At 38.8% G+C, this 18,718-nt stretch carries 18 protein-coding genes; 9 read left to right on the top strand and 9 right to left on the bottom strand.

The window, feature by feature from the left end; translation table 11 throughout:
- The first annotated feature begins 64 nt into the window (after window positions 1–64).
- The 4 genes from L6494_RS10190 to L6494_RS10175 all read left to right on the top strand — a co-directional run bounded on the left by L6494_RS10190 (window position 65) and on the right by L6494_RS10175 (window position 3,818).
- Window positions 65–454, top strand: a complete 390-nt coding sequence (locus L6494_RS10190) for a hypothetical protein (RefSeq protein ID WP_237994424.1) — start codon at window positions 65–67, stop codon at window positions 452–454.
- 419 nt (window positions 455–873) lie between these two features.
- Complete coding sequence (locus L6494_RS10185) at window positions 874–3,213, top strand: WD40 repeat domain-containing protein (RefSeq protein ID WP_237994421.1); 2,340 nt, start codon at window positions 874–876, stop codon at window positions 3,211–3,213.
- Between the two features lie 57 nt (window positions 3,214–3,270).
- Window positions 3,271–3,489 (top strand): DUF433 domain-containing protein, encoded by a 219-nt coding sequence (locus L6494_RS10180; protein WP_237994418.1) that lies wholly within the window; start codon window positions 3,271–3,273, stop codon window positions 3,487–3,489.
- The gene (locus tag L6494_RS10175) at window positions 3,486–3,818 is read left to right on the top strand and encodes a DUF5615 family PIN-like protein (protein WP_237994414.1); all 333 of its coding nucleotides are present in this window, start codon (window positions 3,486–3,488) and stop codon (window positions 3,816–3,818) included. The genes L6494_RS10180 and L6494_RS10175 overlap by 4 nt, the downstream gene beginning before the upstream one ends.
- Before the next feature lie 3 nt (window positions 3,819–3,821).
- Here L6494_RS10175 and L6494_RS10170 read toward each other — a convergent pair whose 3' ends face one another.
- The 3 genes from L6494_RS10170 to L6494_RS10160 form a co-directional block, all read right to left on the bottom strand.
- On the bottom strand, window positions 3,822–5,324 hold the full coding sequence (locus L6494_RS10170; protein WP_237994411.1) for an AAA-like domain-containing protein: 1,503 nt from the start codon (window positions 5,322–5,324) through the stop codon (window positions 3,822–3,824).
- Between the two features lie 184 nt (window positions 5,325–5,508).
- Window positions 5,509–8,439 (bottom strand): ABC transporter substrate-binding protein, encoded by a 2,931-nt coding sequence (locus tag L6494_RS10165; protein WP_237994409.1) that lies wholly within the window; start codon window positions 8,437–8,439, stop codon window positions 5,509–5,511.
- Between the two features lie 23 nt (window positions 8,440–8,462).
- Entirely contained in the window at window positions 8,463–9,767 is a 1,305-nt protein-coding gene (locus tag L6494_RS10160; protein ID WP_237994405.1) for an AAA-like domain-containing protein, read from the bottom strand.
- Window positions 9,768–10,114: 347 nt separating this feature from the next.
- Between L6494_RS10160 and L6494_RS10155 the strand changes: the two genes are divergently transcribed.
- Window positions 10,115–10,855: a DUF1995 family protein gene (locus tag L6494_RS10155; protein WP_237994402.1), complete on the top strand. Its 741-nt coding sequence runs from the start codon at window positions 10,115–10,117 to the stop codon at window positions 10,853–10,855.
- A gap of 146 nt (window positions 10,856–11,001) precedes the next feature.
- Here the strand turns inward: L6494_RS10155 and L6494_RS10150 are convergent, their stop codons facing one another.
- The 3 genes from L6494_RS10150 to L6494_RS10140 all read right to left on the bottom strand — a co-directional run bounded on the left by L6494_RS10150 (window position 11,002) and on the right by L6494_RS10140 (window position 12,891).
- The gene (locus L6494_RS10150) at window positions 11,002–11,313 is read right to left on the bottom strand and encodes a P-II family nitrogen regulator (protein WP_237994400.1); all 312 of its coding nucleotides are present in this window, start codon (window positions 11,311–11,313) and stop codon (window positions 11,002–11,004) included.
- A gap of 4 nt (window positions 11,314–11,317) precedes the next feature.
- Window positions 11,318–12,286 (bottom strand): sodium-dependent bicarbonate transport family permease, encoded by a 969-nt coding sequence (locus tag L6494_RS10145; protein ID WP_237994397.1) that lies wholly within the window; start codon window positions 12,284–12,286, stop codon window positions 11,318–11,320.
- 305 nt (window positions 12,287–12,591) lie between these two features.
- Window positions 12,592–12,891, bottom strand: coding sequence for a YkvA family protein (locus tag L6494_RS10140; RefSeq protein ID WP_237994395.1), 300 nt, complete (start codon window positions 12,889–12,891; stop codon window positions 12,592–12,594).
- A 215-nt stretch (window positions 12,892–13,106) separates the two neighbouring features.
- Between L6494_RS10140 and L6494_RS10135 the strand changes: the two genes are divergently transcribed.
- The gene (locus L6494_RS10135; RefSeq protein WP_237994393.1) at window positions 13,107–13,844 is read left to right on the top strand and encodes a MotA/TolQ/ExbB proton channel family protein; all 738 of its coding nucleotides are present in this window, start codon (window positions 13,107–13,109) and stop codon (window positions 13,842–13,844) included.
- A 109-nt stretch (window positions 13,845–13,953) separates the two neighbouring features.
- Window positions 13,954–14,598: an ExbD/TolR family protein gene (locus tag L6494_RS10130; protein ID WP_237994389.1), complete on the top strand. Its 645-nt coding sequence runs from the start codon at window positions 13,954–13,956 to the stop codon at window positions 14,596–14,598.
- On the opposite strand, the gene L6494_RS10125 is transcribed toward L6494_RS10130, so the two are convergent.
- The gene (locus L6494_RS10125; RefSeq protein ID WP_237994386.1) at window positions 14,595–14,993 is read right to left on the bottom strand and encodes a hypothetical protein; all 399 of its coding nucleotides are present in this window, start codon (window positions 14,991–14,993) and stop codon (window positions 14,595–14,597) included. The genes L6494_RS10130 and L6494_RS10125 overlap by 4 nt on opposite strands.
- Window positions 14,994–15,016: 23 nt before the next feature.
- Here L6494_RS10125 and L6494_RS10120 point away from each other — a divergent pair, with 23 nt between their 5' ends.
- On the top strand, window positions 15,017–15,385 hold the full coding sequence (locus L6494_RS10120; RefSeq protein WP_237994383.1) for a phage holin family protein: 369 nt from the start codon (window positions 15,017–15,019) through the stop codon (window positions 15,383–15,385).
- A 184-nt stretch (window positions 15,386–15,569) separates the two neighbouring features.
- On the opposite strand, the gene psb29 is transcribed toward L6494_RS10120, so the two are convergent.
- A complete protein-coding gene (gene psb29 / locus L6494_RS10115) occupies window positions 15,570–16,277 on the bottom strand; it encodes a photosystem II biogenesis protein Psp29 (protein WP_237994381.1) in 708 nt (235 codons plus the stop codon).
- A gap of 157 nt (window positions 16,278–16,434) precedes the next feature.
- Here psb29 and L6494_RS10110 point away from each other — a divergent pair, with 157 nt between their 5' ends.
- Window positions 16,435–17,883 carry a GTP-binding protein gene (locus L6494_RS10110; protein ID WP_237994379.1) on the top strand — a complete coding sequence of 483 codons (1,449 nt, stop codon included), beginning with the start codon at window positions 16,435–16,437 and terminating at the stop codon, window positions 17,881–17,883.
- Window positions 17,884–17,999: 116 nt separating this feature from the next.
- Here L6494_RS10110 and L6494_RS10105 read toward each other — a convergent pair whose 3' ends face one another.
- Window positions 18,000–18,218, bottom strand: a complete 219-nt coding sequence (locus L6494_RS10105) for a hypothetical protein (protein ID WP_237994377.1) — start codon at window positions 18,216–18,218, stop codon at window positions 18,000–18,002.
- Between the last annotated feature and the right edge of the window lie 500 nt (window positions 18,219–18,718).

The following is an 18,718-nucleotide window of genomic DNA, read 5'->3' as shown; positions in this document are numbered from 1 at the left end:
AAACTTTTTTACATCTAGTTTAGTCACTTTCTTGTGTCAACTTGGTAGGGAGTGAGGAGGAAGTATGAACAGAGCAATTATCGTCAAATCAATTATCACATCAATAGGATGTTTAGCTTTATTTGCTCCCAGTCCCGCAGCAGCGCAAATTATCCCTCAACCTTGGGTTTCAGTTGGTGCTAAAGATGGGGATACAACTTATGCAGTGGGAGCAAGAGCGTTAAATTTGGGTGTAGAGTTAGGTACAGGCGCAGATGGTGCTACAGGGGTAGATGTGCTGAGATTTCTGCGTTTACCAGTGGTTTCTCCCTATGTGGGAGTGGGATACTATTCCCAAGATAAAGGCGTGGCGTTGTCTGGTGGTATGCAGGTAAATGCAGGCGATCGCTTCTTCATCGGTGCTGGTTATAATTCTGTACGGGGAGTCAATGGACAGTTGGGAATCCGATTTTAATCTATCGTGACTAGATACGAATTTTTCTTGGTGTCTCTGTGGCTTGTTGGTACAAAAATTACTTTTTCAACACAGAGACACAAAGACACAGAGAAGACTTATCTCCTCAAGCTATTTGCATTTGATGTCAATCATGTAAACTCTGTATAAATTACCATTTAATTAGCAAAAGAGAAGGATAAGAAGCAAATGCTCTATCTTTCTCTTTTTTTCTTTTATGATGCTAATTTTTTGGGAAATAAACTTTTATGGCAAAAGGATTCCGTCCAGTAGTAGGATAGGCCATATATAGAGATATCTTTAGATAGATGTCAGAATAAAACAAAGTGTGAAGAAAAGTATCAGTTATGTCCCGTGGCTAGCTAATACTGGAGTTACAAGTAAAGCATTAAAGTTATTGATTTAATAGGAATCTCCTTATGGAGCAAGGATTAAGGCTACTCATTCAATTAGTGATAGAGTTTGCACCTGTGGTTGTTACTCTCATCCAAAAGAGAACGGAAAAAAGTCTAGATACAACTAAATACCCAATTCCTCAAGCAATTCAAGCATTTATTGAAATTGCTAATACAGCCAAACCTAAAAAAAGTGGAGATACAGGATTTGAGAAAGAAAAACTTTTACAAAAGCAACTAGCAGTTTATCACCGTGAAACCCAATTAGAAGTAGCTAAACAAGCAAGAGATACGGCTCTCAATATACCAGAAATTAATAAAATTCTCGATAGCTGGCCTTTAAGATTATATCCTTCACAAATATTAGAATCTCACATAGATTATGGTCGCACACCGTTAAAGATTTTCTTAGCACCACCGCAAGTAAAATTTGATGAATTCGACCAGAATCAGGCAGAAAATGCTGGTATAGAAACAATGTTGGCGGAAGGTTTAAGGGAGTTCATCAATAACCACTACTCCTTACATAACCCCATTAGACCAACGGAGTTTCTAGCAGGTGCTTGGGATAGTAAACGGTTTCATAGTGAATCTAGCATCAAAGCTTTATTTGGCACATTAAAATCAGAGCCAGTTTTAATTTTAGAAACAGAAAATGATGGTGATTATTTAAATTTTCGTATTGCTTATTGGGGTTTAGGACAAACAAATTATTACTATAAAACTATTTCTCGTATCCCTTACAGAGAGATTATTCAGCAATCCGCTAAAAATCGGGCTTTAGAGTGGCGAAAAATCCGCGATAATTTATTAGAGTTGGGAGAAAATATTGAAGAAATCAACAAATATGGCAAAGATAATGTAGTTAATTTAGCTATTTTAGAAAAAGCCGAAAAATGGCAAATGCAGGGAATTGATATCAGTAAATTAGGCTTAAAATATCAAGTTAATCATCAAGATTTTGAGCAACTTTCTCAAGTATTAATTACCTGTCATAGTTTAGTGGCTGCATGGGTAGCAGATATCTATCATCTGGTGCATCATGATGTTCCTCCCTTGCTACCAGAGTTACTATCAACTTTACTCAAAGAGACTTTTGATTTACAATCAGTGCAAGCGATCGCTACAAGCTATCAGGAAATTTACCAAGCTTTAGAAAAAGAGCGGCTTTATTGGATACCAGAGTTAGCTTTACAGTTAGCTCAGAGTTTAGCTCATTTACCCGATCGCACCTGGTCACAAGAACAGGTAAACTACTCCATAAATACTTGGTTAGATTTACATCAAGTCTCACTCCAAGAGTTGGCTAACCCCCTAGAGGCGATGCAATCAGCCATCAAAATCGAAGATGAGGAATATGTGCAGAAGTTAAAGGAATATTTCCTCACAGTCAATGATAGGCAAAGTGTTCTAGATGTGGAAAAATTATTAGCAGCGATCGCACATCTCAAACACAAACGCACTTTAGAAGCCCCCGATCTAGGTTACACCCTCACAGGACATTCCGGTAAAGTCACATCTGTCGCCATTAGTCCAGAGGGTGAATTTTTAGTCAGTGGGTGTACAGACCAAAATGTCAATGTCTGGGATATTAATAATGGTAAATTCATCCGCACTCTAGCCGGGAATTTAGGCGAAGTTTCATCAGTCGCCGTCAGTCCCAAAGGTGATTTTGTTGCTGTGGGTAGCTGCGAACACCCCAGAAGTAACGTCAAAGTCTGGGATTTAAAAACAGGCAAACTACTGCATACACTCCTAGGACATCAAAAACCCGTCAATGTTGTAGTGATTAGTCCAGATGGACAGATTTTAGCAAGCGGTAGCAATAAAATCAAAATCTGGAATTTAGAAAAAGGCGATCGCATTTCCACCCTTTGGCATACATCAGCAGTTCACGCCATAGCTATCAGTCCCGATGGTAAAATCCTTGCTAGTGGGAGTTCCGACACCAAAATCAGACTGTGGAATCCCCAGACAGGCGACCCTTTACGCACACTTATCGGTCATGCTGGTGATGTGAAAGCGATCGCTATGAGTCCTGATGGACAGTTACTTTTTAGTGGTAGTGCAGATACAACCATCAAAATTTGGCACTTAATCACAGGTAAGCTACTTTACACCTTAACAGAACACACCGACGAAATTACATCCTTAACCGTGAGTTCTGATGGACAAACCCTCTTTAGTAGCAGTACAGATACAACCATCAAAATTTGGCGTATTTCCAGCTGTGAAGCCATAGAAACCCTGACTGGACATTCCAAAAAAGTTAATACCATTGCTCTGAGTCCCGATGGTAAAATTCTCGCCAGTGGGAGTTCCGATCAAAGCATCAAGATTTGGCAGATAGATAAAATACATTAACATCTGAGCTAGATTATTGATAAAGTATTGAGTACGGAAACTGGAGGTCAAAGAGCTATGCTTAAATACTCCTCAATCATTAGAACATCACCAGAGATTATGGGCGGAACACCTGTTTTTGCTGGTACTAGAGTTCCCGTGGAGACACTTTTAGACTATCTCAAAGCAGGAGAATCTATTGACGATTTTTTAGATGGATTTCCAACTGTGACTAGAGAGCAAGTTATCGCATTTTTAGAAGAAACTGGGAAACAAATTCTTGGTATGGTAGCATGAAGTTGCTAGTGGATGAGTGTATTGACCGCAAATTTACCAGAGAATTTGTTGGCTATGAAGTGAAAACAGTTTCCCAGATGGGATGGGCAGGAGTTAAGAATGGTCAACTTCTTACTCTTGCACAAGCAGAGTTTGACATTTTCATCACGGTTGATCGCAACTTATCTTTTCAACAAAATCTATTACAGTTCGATATTGCGGTAATAGTCCTGCAAGCAAAATCGAATCGTCTAGCCGATCTCAAGCCTTTAGTCCCAAACATTTTAGCTGTTTTACCAAAGGTAGTTCAAGGACAGGCAATAATAGTTAATGAAAACAACATAGTTTGAAGATTAGCGACTACCGTTGCTTTCTATCGGCGGTGAGCTATGCTCGTCATTGGGATGATCGTTCATCATGGGGGAAATTATGGCTATAAAAGCTGCGATCGCTCCTATACCCAAACCGAGTATTAAAATAAGTAATTTATTTTCCTGTGTAGCCAGATAAATTTTATTTACTAAAGCTTTTGTATTATCTTTACCTTTGAATGAGAAAACACCCTCAGACACACTCTGAAGAGATTCATTTAAAATATGATTTTCCAAGATATTACTTTCTTGTTGATGTTGAAATATCTTGGCTGTAATTCCTTTTTTATTTACTTGATGTATTTGATTCAGTATTTCATAACTTTCCTTAATTTCTTGTTGATCTCGTTTCTCGAATTCCCTCACTTCCTGCCATAATGGGTGACGTTTCACTAACCAACGCGCCACTAATTCTATTTTTACTTTATTACCCTCTGCGTTTAAAAAGCCTCTCGATACTAGTTCTTTAGTGACTAATTTTAATTCATTTTTAGATAAAAGATTATAACTTTTTAGTAGCATCAATGGGTCTTGGCTCAGACGTTGATCGTGTTTTTCATTAACTATTCTTTCGGCTTCAGCTACAGCAGAAAATACGACCTTTTCTGGTATAGATAAAGCCTCCCAATACCACGCTAAACCAGCTTCAGCTAGTTCAACGGATGCTTCTACAATAGCTTCTACATCTTCTTGATTTACTTCCCATTTTTCTAATTCTCTCGCTCTACTAAAAATTGCAAAGCAGATAATTTGAGTAAAATAGGGATGTCCTGAAGATAGCTTAATAATCGCCTGTATAGACTCTGGTGTGTATTTCAGTAAGTTAGAAGCGGGGTCAATAATTAACTGCTGCACACTTGTCTCATCTAATAAACCAACCTCTGCAATTGGTACAGATTTAAATATTTTTAATAAATTTGTTATGTCTGTAGACTTTCTACCAGCAAAGATAACTGCGAAAAGCCTTTTATTATTTTCAACAACGCTTTTTAATTGCCCGAATAATGATTCGAGTGTTGCACCTATATATGTAGGTTCTAAAGCATCAAATTCATCTAATAACAAGACTAATTTAGTATCTTTTAATCTGGCATAAATTTGGGGTAGAAATTTATTGCAGAAAATATCCTTCTGGACTTTTATTTTTTCTGCCCTTGGTATTTCAACTTGTTGAGTATTTATACTTAACTGTTCAACAATAGCTTCTGCTAGTTTCTCTAACAGAGATTCTAGTGTTTCTTGGCTATGATACTCTAAATCAAAGCTAACAAACTTAAATTTGTCTAATTTTACGAATTTAGGGATATTTTGCAACAGAGATGACTTACCAATTCGTCTTTCTCCATGCAGCACTATTACTTTTTCGCCTCGCCTCAGATTTTCCTCAACAAACGACAATTGCTTCTGTCTCCCACAAAACAGTTCTGGTTCATTGATGGGACGACCGATTATATAAGGATTTCTCTGAGACTTTAGAGATATCATAAATAAATAATTATTTGCGATAGGTTTACTAAGCAGTGGTTCATTATGCAGCAGTTACCCATACGCCCTCATAGCACAGCAAAGAAAAGGGAAGTCTTGACTCCATTTTTTGCTATAAGCTTTATTATTGATCATTTATGGTTAACCAGCTGACAATGCTCATGTTAAGTTTTCCCCGTTTTGATTACTGTATAACATCAAACGTTTCTTTTTTAACCTGCAATAGAATAGCTTCTCGCTGAACTTCTCTACTACTTTTGTTAAATGTAAGAGGTTCTCCAGATGTTTCTCTAAGTGAAAGATTGACATTTTTTAAGTTTTCTAAGACTGTGTATTTAGAGATAGTAGTAGATATTCTTAAAGAATTAATAAAAGCCTGGGTAGCATCAAAGCTAGTTGCTGTACGCCAACTCACCTTACCCCTCCATTGTGTATCAGCTATGTATGCAAAGTTATTTGATGACTTTGTATTCCGAAACCAAGGCACAGCTAAAACTAATCCTTCTATAGAAAGAGCTTCTCGTGTATAAAGAGAATCACCTCCCAATAGTTGCACTCCTTGAAGATTCTGATCTTGTTGAATCATCTTCGCAAACTCCATAGCATTCGGACGATTATTGGTATCGGGGAAAAATACTATCGCTTGTAATGGCGATTCATCCGAAGTTATACTTGCTAAGTCTTCCATCATTTTATCTGGGGTAGCTAATTTAATCTCAGCAGGAGAATCTACATCAATCTGTTTTTTGGCAAACTGGACTCTAAATTCTTCACTAAATGCTGATTTAATACTTCTACTGTATCCATCACCAGGATTCCAGACGATTAATACTTTTCTTAAATTATTTCTGAAAGCATATGTAGCAAGCTTTTCACCAGTTGCTTTATCTGAAGGTACTGTTCTGAAAAATACAGAGCTTCTTAACTCTGTACTAGTGCTAGTAGGTGAGATGATCGGTAAATTAGCTTTTTCGTATATCGGTAAGGTTGTAGCTGTGACTCCACTAGACAGATGTCCGATAACGCCTAAGAGGGATTCATCTGTAACAAGTTTCTCTGCAACTTTTGCTCCCTGCTCTTTTTGTCCTGCATCATCAGCAATCACAATCTCTAAGAATCGACCTTTTAATCCCCGTTGATTAAACTGATCTTGCGCCTGTGCAATACCCCGTAACATTTCTTGAGACAGGTCAGTTTTACCTGTAGTCGGTACTACTGCGGCTAAAGTTAAAGGATTACCCCTTTGACGAGCCAGAGCGTTGTTTTGGTAAATTAACACTTCCGGGTCTTTAGGTGTAGTATTATTGAAAGCATCTTTAAACTCTTCCTCCGCTTTGGAGTAATTACCTTCATGAAAACTTTTAATTCCTCTGTCACGAGCCGGGTTTAGTATCTGACGGAATAAAGTGCGATCGCCACTACTAATGCTATTTTCTATATTATTGCTCTGTTGTATAGTATTCGGAGGTACACAGATAATTGGTAAGCAAATATTAAACACCCGAAAACCAGCAAATAAAATCCCAGTACCACTAATCAATCCTAAAATTGTCAACGCTATCGGTGATACTACAAAACGTCTAAAATTAACACTTGTATTTTTATTTTTCGATTGGAAGGCTTTAATTTCTACTAATTTTTGTTTAGCTAAACTATTATCAGGCTCAATCTGTAAAATTTTCTCGTACTGCTGCTTTGCAATCGTAAAATTATCTTGAGTTATCAACCAATGTCCATATTCTTCTAAAGCCTGGATAAGTGCTTGTTCATAGCTAAATCTATCTACTTTGTAAGCTCGCTCATAAAGTTTTAAAGCTTGCTCAAATTCTTTTACTTCCAAGTATTTTTCTGCTAACTCCACTACATTACTAAAATGATTGGGATTTAGGTGCAAAACTTGTTCATATAAAATTAAAGCATTCGTTTGTTTACCCTTTTGTTCTGACAAACTACGAGCCACACTCAGAACTGATTCAATATTATCTGCTCCTATTTCTTCTAAATTCCTAACCTCATCCCATAAGGGGTGACGTTTCCTTAGCCAAAGTCTTACTATTTCTACTTTGACTTTAATCGGGTTACTATCTAAAAAACCCTTATTAGTTAGTGTTTTGATGGCTTCTTCTAAATCATCTGTGATCACTAACCCATAGTCTTCCAGTAGTTTTAATGGATCGTTGGTGATATTTGTATTGTTAGACTCTTGAGCCTCAGCAACAGTTGCCATCACCACCCTTTCGTGAATATTCAAACCTTCCCAAAAACCACCTAATCCCCCTTCAGCACTTTCAATTGCTTGAGGTAAAGCCTCAATTACATCATCAGTTAAAATATTAGAAATTTTATTAGTCTCATTTTTAGAACTTGTAGCTATTTGAAAAATTGCATAACATAAAGCCTGTGTATAAAAAGGATGTCCTGATGAAAGTTTGCAAATCTCTGCTATAGTTTTTTGTGGGTATTCCAAAATATTACTAGCTGGTTTACGAATCAACTGTTCAGCACTGTTACTATCCAATAAACCAATTTCTTGAGAGGCTGCATTTTTAAATACTTGCAATAAACTAGGCATAGAATTGAGATATCTACCAACTACTGCAACTACAAATAATTCATCTTCTCGTTTGACTAAATTTTCTAAAAGTTGTAATAATTTGACTGCTTGTTTCGTGTCATCATAGGTCACAACATCAAATTCATCTAACAGTAATACTAATTTTTTTTGTCCTACCAAATGATAAACTTCTAGAGCTAATAAACGCCGGATATGTTTCAGAATATTTTCTGAATCTGTATTTAATAAATCATCTAATTGATTACTATCTAGTCCAATTTCATGGAATATTTCACAAAATATCGCATAGAAAATTTCATTTAAATTAGAATGCCCGTGAGCTTGCAAATCACAATATACAAATAAAAATTCATCTGGAGATACTACCAGAGGAATTATTTTTAATACCGATGATTTACCTATACGTCTTTGTCCATGCAATACAATAAATTTTGTATTTTGTACTAAACTATCTTTTATATTGTTTAAAAGAGATTCTCTGCCAAAGAAACTATCTGAGGTTTCCACAGGAATCCCAAATATGTAAGGATTATTAGCCATGATATTTTGTTTATTGGGATTATTTAAATTGCCAGAAACTGCATTATTTTTTGAACTATATTGCCAGCAAATTGCAGAGATGCCATGACATCATTTTTATTTTTACCTATCCAAACAATAGCATTCTTCATATTTTCAGATTGCTGGTGACTCATGAGGTTTAGAAACTCCTTCTGTCTTTGTTTTAATGAATCTTCATTAGAATTCCAAATTTCTTGAAGTACCCATTTCTCCATTAATGAGGAAGTAAAATTAGAAGTGTTGTTGCCATTAGCGACTACACGTTTAATGACACCTTGTTCCTCTAGGGAAGTTAAAATCCTATCGTTTTGAGTCAAAATCAAGTCAACATCTTTTAAATCATATCGTCTTTTTGAATGCAAATGACCTCTTAATTTTGATAGTGCCATCAGCATCAATAAATTTTGTTCTTTGTTATTACATCTTTGCCAAAGACTATCAAAAAATGGTTGAGTATTCTGTTCAAACTCCTTGATAAATTCTTCTTTTTGCGGCTCATTATTATTCTTCAACTCTTGATATAACGAAAACCCAGCATTTTGTAGGAGGGTAGGATGTCCCCCAGCAATTTCTCCTAATGCTTGCCGTAATTCTGGTGTAATAGGTTTATTAAATGGCTTGAGTAGTTCTTCAATTTCTGTATTGTCAAATGGTTTTATTTGTCGGAATAAATAATGGTTATACCACGGTGATTGATTGGGATTGAGACGGGGACTGAGGTCATTTAGGCGTTTTTTAGAAGTGACAATAATAGAGAGATTGCGCTTTCCTTCCGAATGAACCGCCAAATTTCGACATTCACCCAAGAACTTTTGCATATTTTCATCAGAGTATTCCTGATGTTGATCAAGAGCTATATCGTAGTCATCTATGAGCAATACCAATAACTTCTGTTTTTTGCCCAGTTCCCCTAATATTTGACGTAGGCTATCTCTGGATGCTCTATCTTCCTCTAACAAAGTGTTAATCTGCTCCTGTATTTCTGGCTCAGTTTGCAGATGATCTTTAATTAAGCTAAGTGTTTTTGTCCAGAAACCAGTGGGAGTAAAATAAGGCTCTATTGCTTCACAACTAAAGCGAACTATGACTGCTGAAGATGGATCTTGTCCATTCTGTCTCCAAGTGTCAGGAGAAGCTATTTTTGCTAGCAAAGAGGTTTTCCCTGTTCCCAGTCCACCCCATACTGCTAAGTGACTGCGATTATTAATTTGATCGAAGGCTGTTTGGATGAGTGACCTTCTACCTATAAATTTTTCAGGCGCAACAGGAGTTCCGACGACGAAAGGATTTTGTGAGTTGGGATACATTCGGATTTTTTTAGCTGTATAGTTCGGTTTACATAGGTACTTAAATTAAAATACTACATGATTACAAGTACGCTTTCACACAAGATAAAACTTCACTACGTTTTCCTTATCCTCAACTTAAATCAGTTATCAGTTATCCCGGATTTCTCACCTGATCCGTAGGTTGGGAAGCCACCGCCTTGGAGATGTCTCCCAGCTTGGGGCGAATGGCGTTTGACGTAAGGAAACCCAACACCGAGATACCAGTTTTTGAGAACCCGAATATAATTCTCTCTGGAATTGAGGGGTGAAAATCACAGCCAATCCTGAAACAATAGGAGTACATACGAAATAGCCATATACAGATTATGCCGGAATTGCCAAATACTTTAGAAGATGCGATCGCCCAAGCGCGTGAAGCTACCAAAGCCGCTTTAGCAGACGGTTATAGCCGCATCCAAGTAGAGTTACTGTTTCCAGAACTCAAGTTTATGCCCGTCGCAGAACAATTTTTACCTGTCTTTACAGAATATGAATCTCGCTTGAAAATCTTTTTTGCTGATGCTGGTGCGGCGGGTTTAGCCCGGCGTGATTGGGCAGATACTCCGTTTAAAATTTTGGATATTGGTACAGGTAGGGTTGCTTCCATCGAGTCCAAAATTCAGCCAGAGGATGAGATTTTCTTATTTATCGCCCCTACATCTATAGAAGTGCCGCAACTGGAAAAAATTTGTGAAATAATTAGCGATCGCCCCTTCGTGATGTTAAACCCCCGCCTAGAGGATTCCGGGGTTGTAGGGATTGGTTACGCCGCTAGACAAACCCGCAAACGTTTCATCAGCACCATTGAATCTTGCTATTACCTGCGTCCCGTAGATGATGAAACTGCTGTATTCCGTTGCTACCCTGGACTGTGGGAAATTTGGGTAGAAAATAGCAGCACATGGTCAAAAATTGCCGAATTACCAAACAAGCCATCCGGTGATGAAATAGATTTAATTGTCGCCAAAGGACAACCGCAAACATCTACAGATAGCACTGCTGCACCAGGGAAAAAGCCTAGTGTATTTAAGAGTTTACAACGGTTTATTAAAGCTTTGAATAGTTAGAAGCATCAGAGGTAGCAGAAGAGAATCTCACTCATTAGACATCTCCAAAAAAGAATGTAGAGACGTTCCATGGAACGTCTCTACAAGGTTTCTGGAAAACGCATCTTTAATTTCTGGAGATGTCTATTAGCTGCCTCATTTTGAACTTATAGCGAAGCCACACATTTAACAGAGCGAATTTCCATCACATCTGAGACGTAACAAGTACCCCCAAATTTATTGAGTAGTGGTCTAAGATTTTCGATCGCAGGCTTGATTAGCTCTGGGGTACAAAAGGCGATGATATAGACGTTATCAAGCATTGTCATGTCTAAATCCTCTGTTGTACCTCGTAATCCTTTCCCCTCAACATTACGAATTACAATGTGACCATGTACACCAGACTTATCTAAACTATCTAAAATTTTGCCTAGCTCAAAGGAGTTGGCAATAATTTCTATTTTTTTGACTATGTGCATATTATTACCTCCAGAACAGGTTGATTGCGTAGAAATATAACGGAATTCCCACAATAATATTGAAGGGGAATGTTACTGCCAGAGCGGTAGAAACGTACAGGCTAGGGTTCGCTTCTGGAACAGTCATCCGCATGGCAGCTGGGACGGCAATATAAGAGGCACTAGCACATAACACAGCAAACAAGAGTGCATCACCTTGGGACATCCCGATGATTTTCGCAATCAGCAAGCCAATGCTGGCATTGAGTATTGGAATTAGTATGGCAAATGAAATCAGAAAAAATCCAGTTTTTTGCAAGTCTTTAATTCTTTTAGCCGCGACTATTCCCATGTCGAGCAAAAAGAAGGTGAGAACACCATAAAACAAGCCTTGAGTAAAGGGTTCTAATACGTGCCAACCATGTTCTCCAGTTAAGACACCAATCAGGAGACTACCGACTAAGAGAAAAACTGAACTATTAAGAAACGCCTCTTGTAAAACTTCCTTCCAAGAAAAATCCTGCTTCCCATCGGCGGTAAATATATTTACCAGCAGGAGACCAACAATAATCGCTGGAGACTCCATGAGGGCTAGAGCTGCAACCATGTAGCCATCATAATTAATGCCTAGCTCACTTAAGAAGGCACTAGCAGTAATGAAAGTGACAGCACTAATAGAACCATAGGTTGCTGCGATCGCAGCCGCATCATAAGTATCTAGCCTCAACTTGAGAATAAAAAAGGAGTAAACTGGCACAAAACAAGCCATCAAAATCGCTGCAACTAGCGTTAAAACTACTTCCTGAGTGATGCCACTTTTGATTAGTTCTACTCCCCCTTTAAAACCGATCGCCAGCAGCAAATACAGCGAAAAAAGCTTGGGTACTGGTGCTGGAATTTCTAAATCGGACTTGACAAAAACAGCAATCATCCCCAGAAAGAAAAATAAGACTGGCGGATTCAGGATGTTGGAAACAATTAAACTAACATCCATGATCACCTCTCCCCATGCTGATGCAACTGGTAATTAATCAAATTTTTCATCTAAAAAACTTTAACTTGTTGAATCATCATGTAGCGTGTATTGCTACCCCATGTCAATTGTGTGCTTTTTGATACCCTGACGAAGAGGCAGGGGAGCAATTCAAAATTCAAAATAGCCTTCTCCTGTAGGAGACGCTACGCGAACGGCAAGGCTTGCGCCTACAAAATTCAAAATAAAAATATCCCCTACTTTGGGAATTACAGATGCGATTCGCATAACCAAAGTAGGGGTTAAATTCAGCTTCGTATTTAGATTTACTTAATAGACACAGCATCAACATCAACGGTGTTGTCAGTTGGGTTAGAATCTGTGGAAGTATTCGTTTCACCCTTACGAGCTTTCCAACCGTCAATCACTAGCCCAGATACCTCAGTAACTAGTATAGTCAAAACCAAAACATCATCCAGTTGACCAATAACTGGCAAGAAATCCGGTGCAATATCGATGGGGCTGAGAATATAAACAATCGTACCTAAAATTACCCACCAACGGTATTTAGGGTTACGTAGCAAACCGCGATACCAATTATACAGAGATTGGATTGAGAAGTTCATGGTTTAGCCCTCCAGTTAACTTTAATTTTGACAAATTATGCTATAAACTCCCGGTGGGAATAACCGTCCTAGTTGAGTTGGGAATATGCTAATCGTTATCTTGCCAAATACGTACCCGGCGATTCTGTACAAAAGTATAGTAATTGTGCATTAATCTCTAAAATTAAAATGCTTTGGAATAGTTGTTTCAGGAATGGAGGGAGGAAATTTAAACAGTGGATATTTTAAATTTGTTTCAAGAAGGCGGGCCAGCCATGTGGCCTTTACTGGCTCTGTCGATTTTAGCTTTGAGTGTGATTTTTGAAAGGCTTTGGTTCTGGGCGCGAATTTTGACGCAAGAAAAGGAAATAGTTGAGCGTGTACTGGATGCAGCCCAAGATAATTGGGAAGTAGCGGCGGATATTGCTCAAAGGGCAACAGACCAACCCATCGGGCGTTTTCTCTATGCTCCCTTAAATTTACAAAAAAGTGATACAGAAACCTTTCGCCTAGCACTAGAATCTAGCGCAGAAGATGAAATAGCAGGGATGCGGCGTGGTGAAAAGCTTTTAGAAGCTGTGATTGCCCTTGCGCCTCTGTTGGGACTATTGGGTACAGTTTTGGGTTTAATCGATTCTTTGAAGTCAATTAACATCGGCGATATTGCCGCAGGGGGCGGTGCAACAGCTACTAGAGGTATTGGCCAATCCTTAATTAGTACAGCAGCAGGTCTAATTGTAGCGATCGTTAGTTTGGTATTTTACAGATTATTTCAAAGTTTTGTAGTCAATCAAGTCAAGGTTTTTCGTAAAGCGGGGAATGAATTGGAATTATTCTACCGCCAGTTTCCATCGCATTTTAGCAACAAGACCTCAGCACTTGTCTCAGAAACTTCACGAGATAGTTTCACTCCACCCAATAAACCAAGTACCAGCAGGTTTCCTCAACCACCAGAACCACCAAATCAAAGTTGAATGATGTAAAGGGCATAGGGCAAGAAAAAGTCAAAAGTAAGAAGATTCTTTTCTTTTACCTTTTTACTTCCTTGTGTCCCTTGTTTCCCCAATCCCCAACATAAAAAATATGAAAGTTAATCTACATACTCAAATTGAAGAAGCTCAAGTTCAGATTATTCCCTTAATTGATGTTATTTTTTGCATCTTGACATTTTTTCTATTAGCAGCTTTGCAATTTACCAGACAACAGGCGATAAATGTTGAGTTACCGCAAGCCAGCACAGCTACGGCTACTGGGATAAATTCAGCAGGTGGTAGCCAAATTGTGACGATTGATGCTATCGGGAATATTTATATAGAACAACAAATAGTACAAAGAGCAGAATTAGAACAAAAGTTAAGGGAGTTTTTGCAAGCTAACCCTAACGGTGTTTTGATTTTGAATGCTTCACGCACAGCAACTTACAATGATGTCATTGAAACATTAGATGTGTTACGACAAGTGGGAGGCGATCGCGTATCCTTGGGGATTATACCTAATTCATCCCCACCTAGCACCATTCCACCTTATTTCCCTACAAATCCTAATTTCCCAGTTGCCCCTGGTACAGTACCAATCCCAGAAACTAACCCCAACTTACCGACAAGCCCTAATCAATTTTCTATACCAACAAACCCCAATCAACCACCCACGGGGCAAGATATTTCACCAGTAGTTCCCAATGTACCAGCACCTCAAGTGCCTGCTGCAACACCTGAGAATGCTAATTAGGGAATAGGTGACAAGTGACAGGTGACAGGTGACAGGTGACAGGTGACAGGTGACAGGTGATAGGTGACAGGTGATAGGTGATAGGTGATAGGTGATAGGTGACAGGTGACAGGTGACAGGTGATAGGTGACAAGGTAAATATAGCGTTTCTTAATCACATAAGGTATATAATAGCCCCCTCCTTGCTTGCGGGGAGGGGGTTGGGGGTGGGGTTCTTGTACAGTGATTAAATTTTGGCTTGATTTGTCTCCAATGCCTAATTCCCCGAAACCTAAAGATATCCGAAATAAATTCTGAATAGAGAAAAAAGTCTGGTAACTTACAAATAATCTGCCGATGTGAACTTTCTCTATCGATAGACTAAATAGACTAAATAATTTATCGCCAAGCACCATTTACGTTTCAGGGGTTGACGGCAATGAATCAAATTGTGACACTGTTAATTGTTTGGGTAGTCACATCTATCAGCTTGTTAATTATCAGTAAGTTGCCTTTAGGTGTTGAAGTTGACACTCCACAAAAAGCGGTTATTTCCGCAGCTATTTTAGGTATTGTCACGGCAATAGTCAGACCAATTTTACGCTTGATATTTGTTGTACCCGATATACTCACGTTTAACTTTTTATCGGGTGTTTTCACATTTATGATTGCCGTGATTTGTTTTAGTATTGCTGCTTGGTTAGTAGAGGGTTTTCGCCTGCGCTTCGGTATTTGGAGTGCTGTATTAGGTGCATTTGCCCTGACTCTCATCAACAGCTTTATTTACAAGTTATTAGGTATTTTCTAGAAAAAACAGTCAACCAATTGGGGATTTTGAAAGAACGATCTCAGCTTGGGAAATTTAGTCTAAAATCTAGAATCTAAAGTTGTAGTCAAAAGTCTATAGTTCACAGTCCATAGTCAAAAGTTGATCACACTAAAGGTGTTTAACTAATGACCAATGAAAGTGACTAATGACTATTGACTATTGACTACTCATTAGAAGTTGGGGGAGTTACTGGGGTACTCAATTGTTGTTGACGTTGTTCACGCTTTTTGCGATCGGCTGATAGCATATCAGCCATCACAATCAGTGCTTGTGTCATCTTGTCTAAGTTAGAACGGTATAAGTCTAAATCCTTACTTAGTTTTTCATCGGACAGATGTAAGCCTTCAGCAATTGTTTTAAGTGCTTCATTCCGTTTCTTTTCGTCTTTAACTAGTTCAGGATCTGAAATTTCCAGCAAAGAAAACAAACCGATCGCAAATAACCGACTGTATTTAAAGTTAGAATTGTTCGCGATCGCTTGCAGTTGTGCTTGCAAGTCAGCGTCTTGCTGTAAATGATTAGTTTGATTAAGCCACGCCACTAAATCATTAGCTGATAAGTTTTGGACTATAGCTTTTAACTTTTCAGCTTCCTGCTTATAGTGTTGTGGGTCTTGCTCTACAGCCTGACATATAGCATTAAAAATCGATTCTTTATCCCGTTCGGGTGTATAGCCTTCCATGAAGCGGTCAAAGGTAGTGACAACGCCCAAGGCATAAATAGGATTGTAGCTAAAATCTACATTTACTAACAGTAGGTGCATTTCTACCATTAATTCCTCTACCACTCGACGATAAATTGTGTTAATCGGTCGGGTATGCAGAGAGTAGAAAGTTCGCTTTGTATCAGAGACAGTACGGACGTTATTCACAAAGAAAATATTAAGGGCGACGTTATCTTATTCTCTACTTTAAAGGATACTTTGCCAAGTTAGCTAGGTACGGTTCGGTTAATATCATTGCGCTGTCTTCTTAAACTAGGATCAAAGGGAAAGGTGATTGTTAATTGTGAATTTGGAGTACAGCGACGTGAATTCCATATTGCCCGAACCGCATCAAAGCGACTCACCCAACTGGGAGGAAGAACTAGATAGTGCCATTTTTAGCTTTGAAGACATTCAAGCGGAACTGAACTATAAGCAAGCGCAAACGGCACTACGTAACTTAGTAGCTAGTCTTGACCTTAGACCCCAAGAAAAAGCGGGTTTAGAGTCAGAAATCGCTGATTTGGAAACTATGCTGGGTAAATTAGACAGTATGGTAGTCCAGATTGCCGCTTTTGGCATGGTGGGACGGGGTAAATCTTCCTTGTTAAATGCTTTGGTGGGTCAATCGGTGTTTGAAACTGGCCCTTTGCATGGTGTCACCCGTGCGGCTCAAAGTGTGAATTGGAGTATTAGCGAAGAAGCCATTGGAGCAACAGAACGGGCTTTAAGGGTAACTTTACCTGGTGTTGGTAAATCCCAGGTAGAATTAATTGACACCCCAGGTTTAGACGAAATCGATGGGGAGACTCGTACAGTTTTAGCAGAAAAAATAGCTAAACAGGCGGATTTGATTCTGTTTGTGATTGCGGGTGATATGACCAAGGTTGAGCATGAAGCTTTATCTCAATTGCGGGAAGCAGGTAAACCCATCATCTTGGTATTTAATAAAGTAGACCAATATCCAGAAACCGATCGCCTGACAATCTACCAGAAAATCCGGGATGAACGGGTACGGGAATTACTCACCCCCTTGGAAATTGTCATGTCCGCAGCATCTCCACTAGTTAAAACGGCGGTATATCGTGCTGATGGGAGTAGGGGTGTACAATTGCGTGCAGGTGCGGCTCAGGTTGAAGAGTTGAAGCTGAAAATTTTAGAGATTTTGCAACGTGAAGGTAAAGCTTTAGTGGCGTTGAACACTATGCTGTATGCCGACACAGTGAATGAGCAATTGGTGCAGCGTAAGTTGATGATTCGGGAACAGAACGCCAATCAGTTGATTTGGAAGGCTGTCATGACTAAAGCTGTGGCGATCGCTCTCAATCCAGTTACAGTAGTAGACGTACTGAGTAGTATAGTTATCGATATTGCTCTAATTTTAGGTTTGTCTAAACTTTATGGCATCCCCATGACCGAAGCCGGTGCTGTGCAATTACTGCAAAAAATCGCTATCAGTATGGGTGGTATCGGTGTCAGTGAATTATTGGCAAACTTAGGCTTAAGTGGGCTAAAAACTTTATTAGGTATCTCTGCATCAGCCACAGGCGGTATTGCCCTTGGCCCCTATATCTCGGTAGCTCTTACCCAAGCTGGGGTAGCAGGTGTCTCTTCCTATGGTATTGGACAAGTTACCAAAGTGTATTTAGTGAATGGGGCAACATGGGGGCCAGATGGGCCTAAAGCTGTCATTAATCGGATTTTGTCAACCCTTGACGAAACTTCAATTCTTAATCGGATCAAAGATGAATTACTTCAAAAATTAAGCAGGTAAGGGTTGAGAGTCGCCTCGCTTCCCTCACCCTAGAGAGTCTTTTACTTTCAGTCAGATGTGTTGTCTTTTACATTGCACCCAGAGGCATTATTTCCGACATGACAAAAAGTTTGTGACTAAAAATCTTCTAATAAACTCATCAATGCGTGAAATTCAGGCTCTTCTGTTGGCGACTGTGATAATTGGTTTCTTAAATCTAATAGTTGAGTCTCTATTGCTTCAGCTACATAGTGCATCTGAGATTCCTTGGCAATTTCTAGCTGTTTTTCTTTGATTCTGATTTTTCTGATCAGTTCGTTGACAAAATCTATTGCATTATAATTTTGAGAAATCATACTTTTGCTCAACCCTTTTAAAAATCTCCAGAACTAAGTAAAATTTATAGTCTTAGCGAAAACTGATGTAAATCAAACTTTGTAGTAGTTTACACCATCAGGTTGGTATTAATTTCGTTATGATATAGCGGTTATCACTATAGTGAGGTACAAGAACCCCACCCCCAACCCCCTCCCCGCAAGCAAGGAGGGGGCTATGATATACCTCATGTGATTAGGAAATGCTATATTTCAGTAAAGCCTACCGTAAAATATTAGACTATGATTCCTTGGTGAAGTACATTACTTCATCTGTTGTTACATTATCTTCCCCAAATTCTCCTCAATCTAGAAAAGTGTGGCTACACAAAATCGCATTGCTCCCGTCCGAAAATGAGATGTGTCATTCTCAATGAAATGTAGAACTTTGAGATGTTTCGCTTCGCTCAACATGACAGGTTAAGCATTTATCTGCAAGTTTTCACCACATTTGTCGGAATTATTTCCACATCCATAGCTGA

This window comes from Nostoc sp. UHCC 0870, assembly GCF_022063185.1.
In the GTDB taxonomy this organism is placed as follows: Bacteria; Cyanobacteriota; Cyanobacteriia; order Cyanobacteriales; family Nostocaceae; genus Trichormus.
The sequence above is the reverse complement of the archived record's forward strand: the minus strand, read 5'-3'. Positions and strand labels throughout refer to the sequence as shown.

What these genes read in the sequence shown, in the direction of transcription:
- L6494_RS10190 (WP_237994424.1), top strand. Translation starts at nt 65, where the DNA reads ATGAACAGAGCAATTATCGTCAAATCAATTATCACATCAATAGGATGT.
- L6494_RS10185 (WP_237994421.1), top strand. Translation starts at nt 874, where the DNA reads ATGGAGCAAGGATTAAGGCTACTCATTCAATTAGTGATAGAGTTTGCA.
- L6494_RS10180 (WP_237994418.1), top strand. Translation starts at nt 3,271, where the DNA reads ATGCTTAAATACTCCTCAATCATTAGAACATCACCAGAGATTATGGGC.
- L6494_RS10175 (WP_237994414.1), top strand. Translation starts at nt 3,486, where the DNA reads ATGAAGTTGCTAGTGGATGAGTGTATTGACCGCAAATTTACCAGAGAA.
- L6494_RS10170 (WP_237994411.1), bottom strand. Translation starts at nt 5,324, where the DNA reads ATGATATCTCTAAAGTCTCAGAGAAATCCTTATATAATCGGTCGTCCC.
- L6494_RS10165 (WP_237994409.1), bottom strand. Translation starts at nt 8,439, where the DNA reads ATGGCTAATAATCCTTACATATTTGGGATTCCTGTGGAAACCTCAGAT.
- L6494_RS10160 (WP_237994405.1), bottom strand. Translation starts at nt 9,767, where the DNA reads ATGTATCCCAACTCACAAAATCCTTTCGTCGTCGGAACTCCTGTTGCG.
- L6494_RS10155 (WP_237994402.1), top strand. Translation starts at nt 10,115, where the DNA reads ATGCCGGAATTGCCAAATACTTTAGAAGATGCGATCGCCCAAGCGCGT.
- L6494_RS10150 (WP_237994400.1), bottom strand. Translation starts at nt 11,313, where the DNA reads ATGCACATAGTCAAAAAAATAGAAATTATTGCCAACTCCTTTGAGCTA.
- L6494_RS10145 (WP_237994397.1), bottom strand. Translation starts at nt 12,286, where the DNA reads ATGGATGTTAGTTTAATTGTTTCCAACATCCTGAATCCGCCAGTCTTA.
- L6494_RS10140 (WP_237994395.1), bottom strand. Translation starts at nt 12,891, where the DNA reads ATGAACTTCTCAATCCAATCTCTGTATAATTGGTATCGCGGTTTGCTA.
- L6494_RS10130 (WP_237994389.1), top strand. Translation starts at nt 13,954, where the DNA reads ATGAAAGTTAATCTACATACTCAAATTGAAGAAGCTCAAGTTCAGATT.
- L6494_RS10125 (WP_237994386.1), bottom strand. Translation starts at nt 14,993, where the DNA reads ATGGTGCTTGGCGATAAATTATTTAGTCTATTTAGTCTATCGATAGAG.
- L6494_RS10120 (WP_237994383.1), top strand. Translation starts at nt 15,017, where the DNA reads ATGAATCAAATTGTGACACTGTTAATTGTTTGGGTAGTCACATCTATC.
- L6494_RS10105 (WP_237994377.1), bottom strand. Translation starts at nt 18,218, where the DNA reads ATGATTTCTCAAAATTATAATGCAATAGATTTTGTCAACGAACTGATC.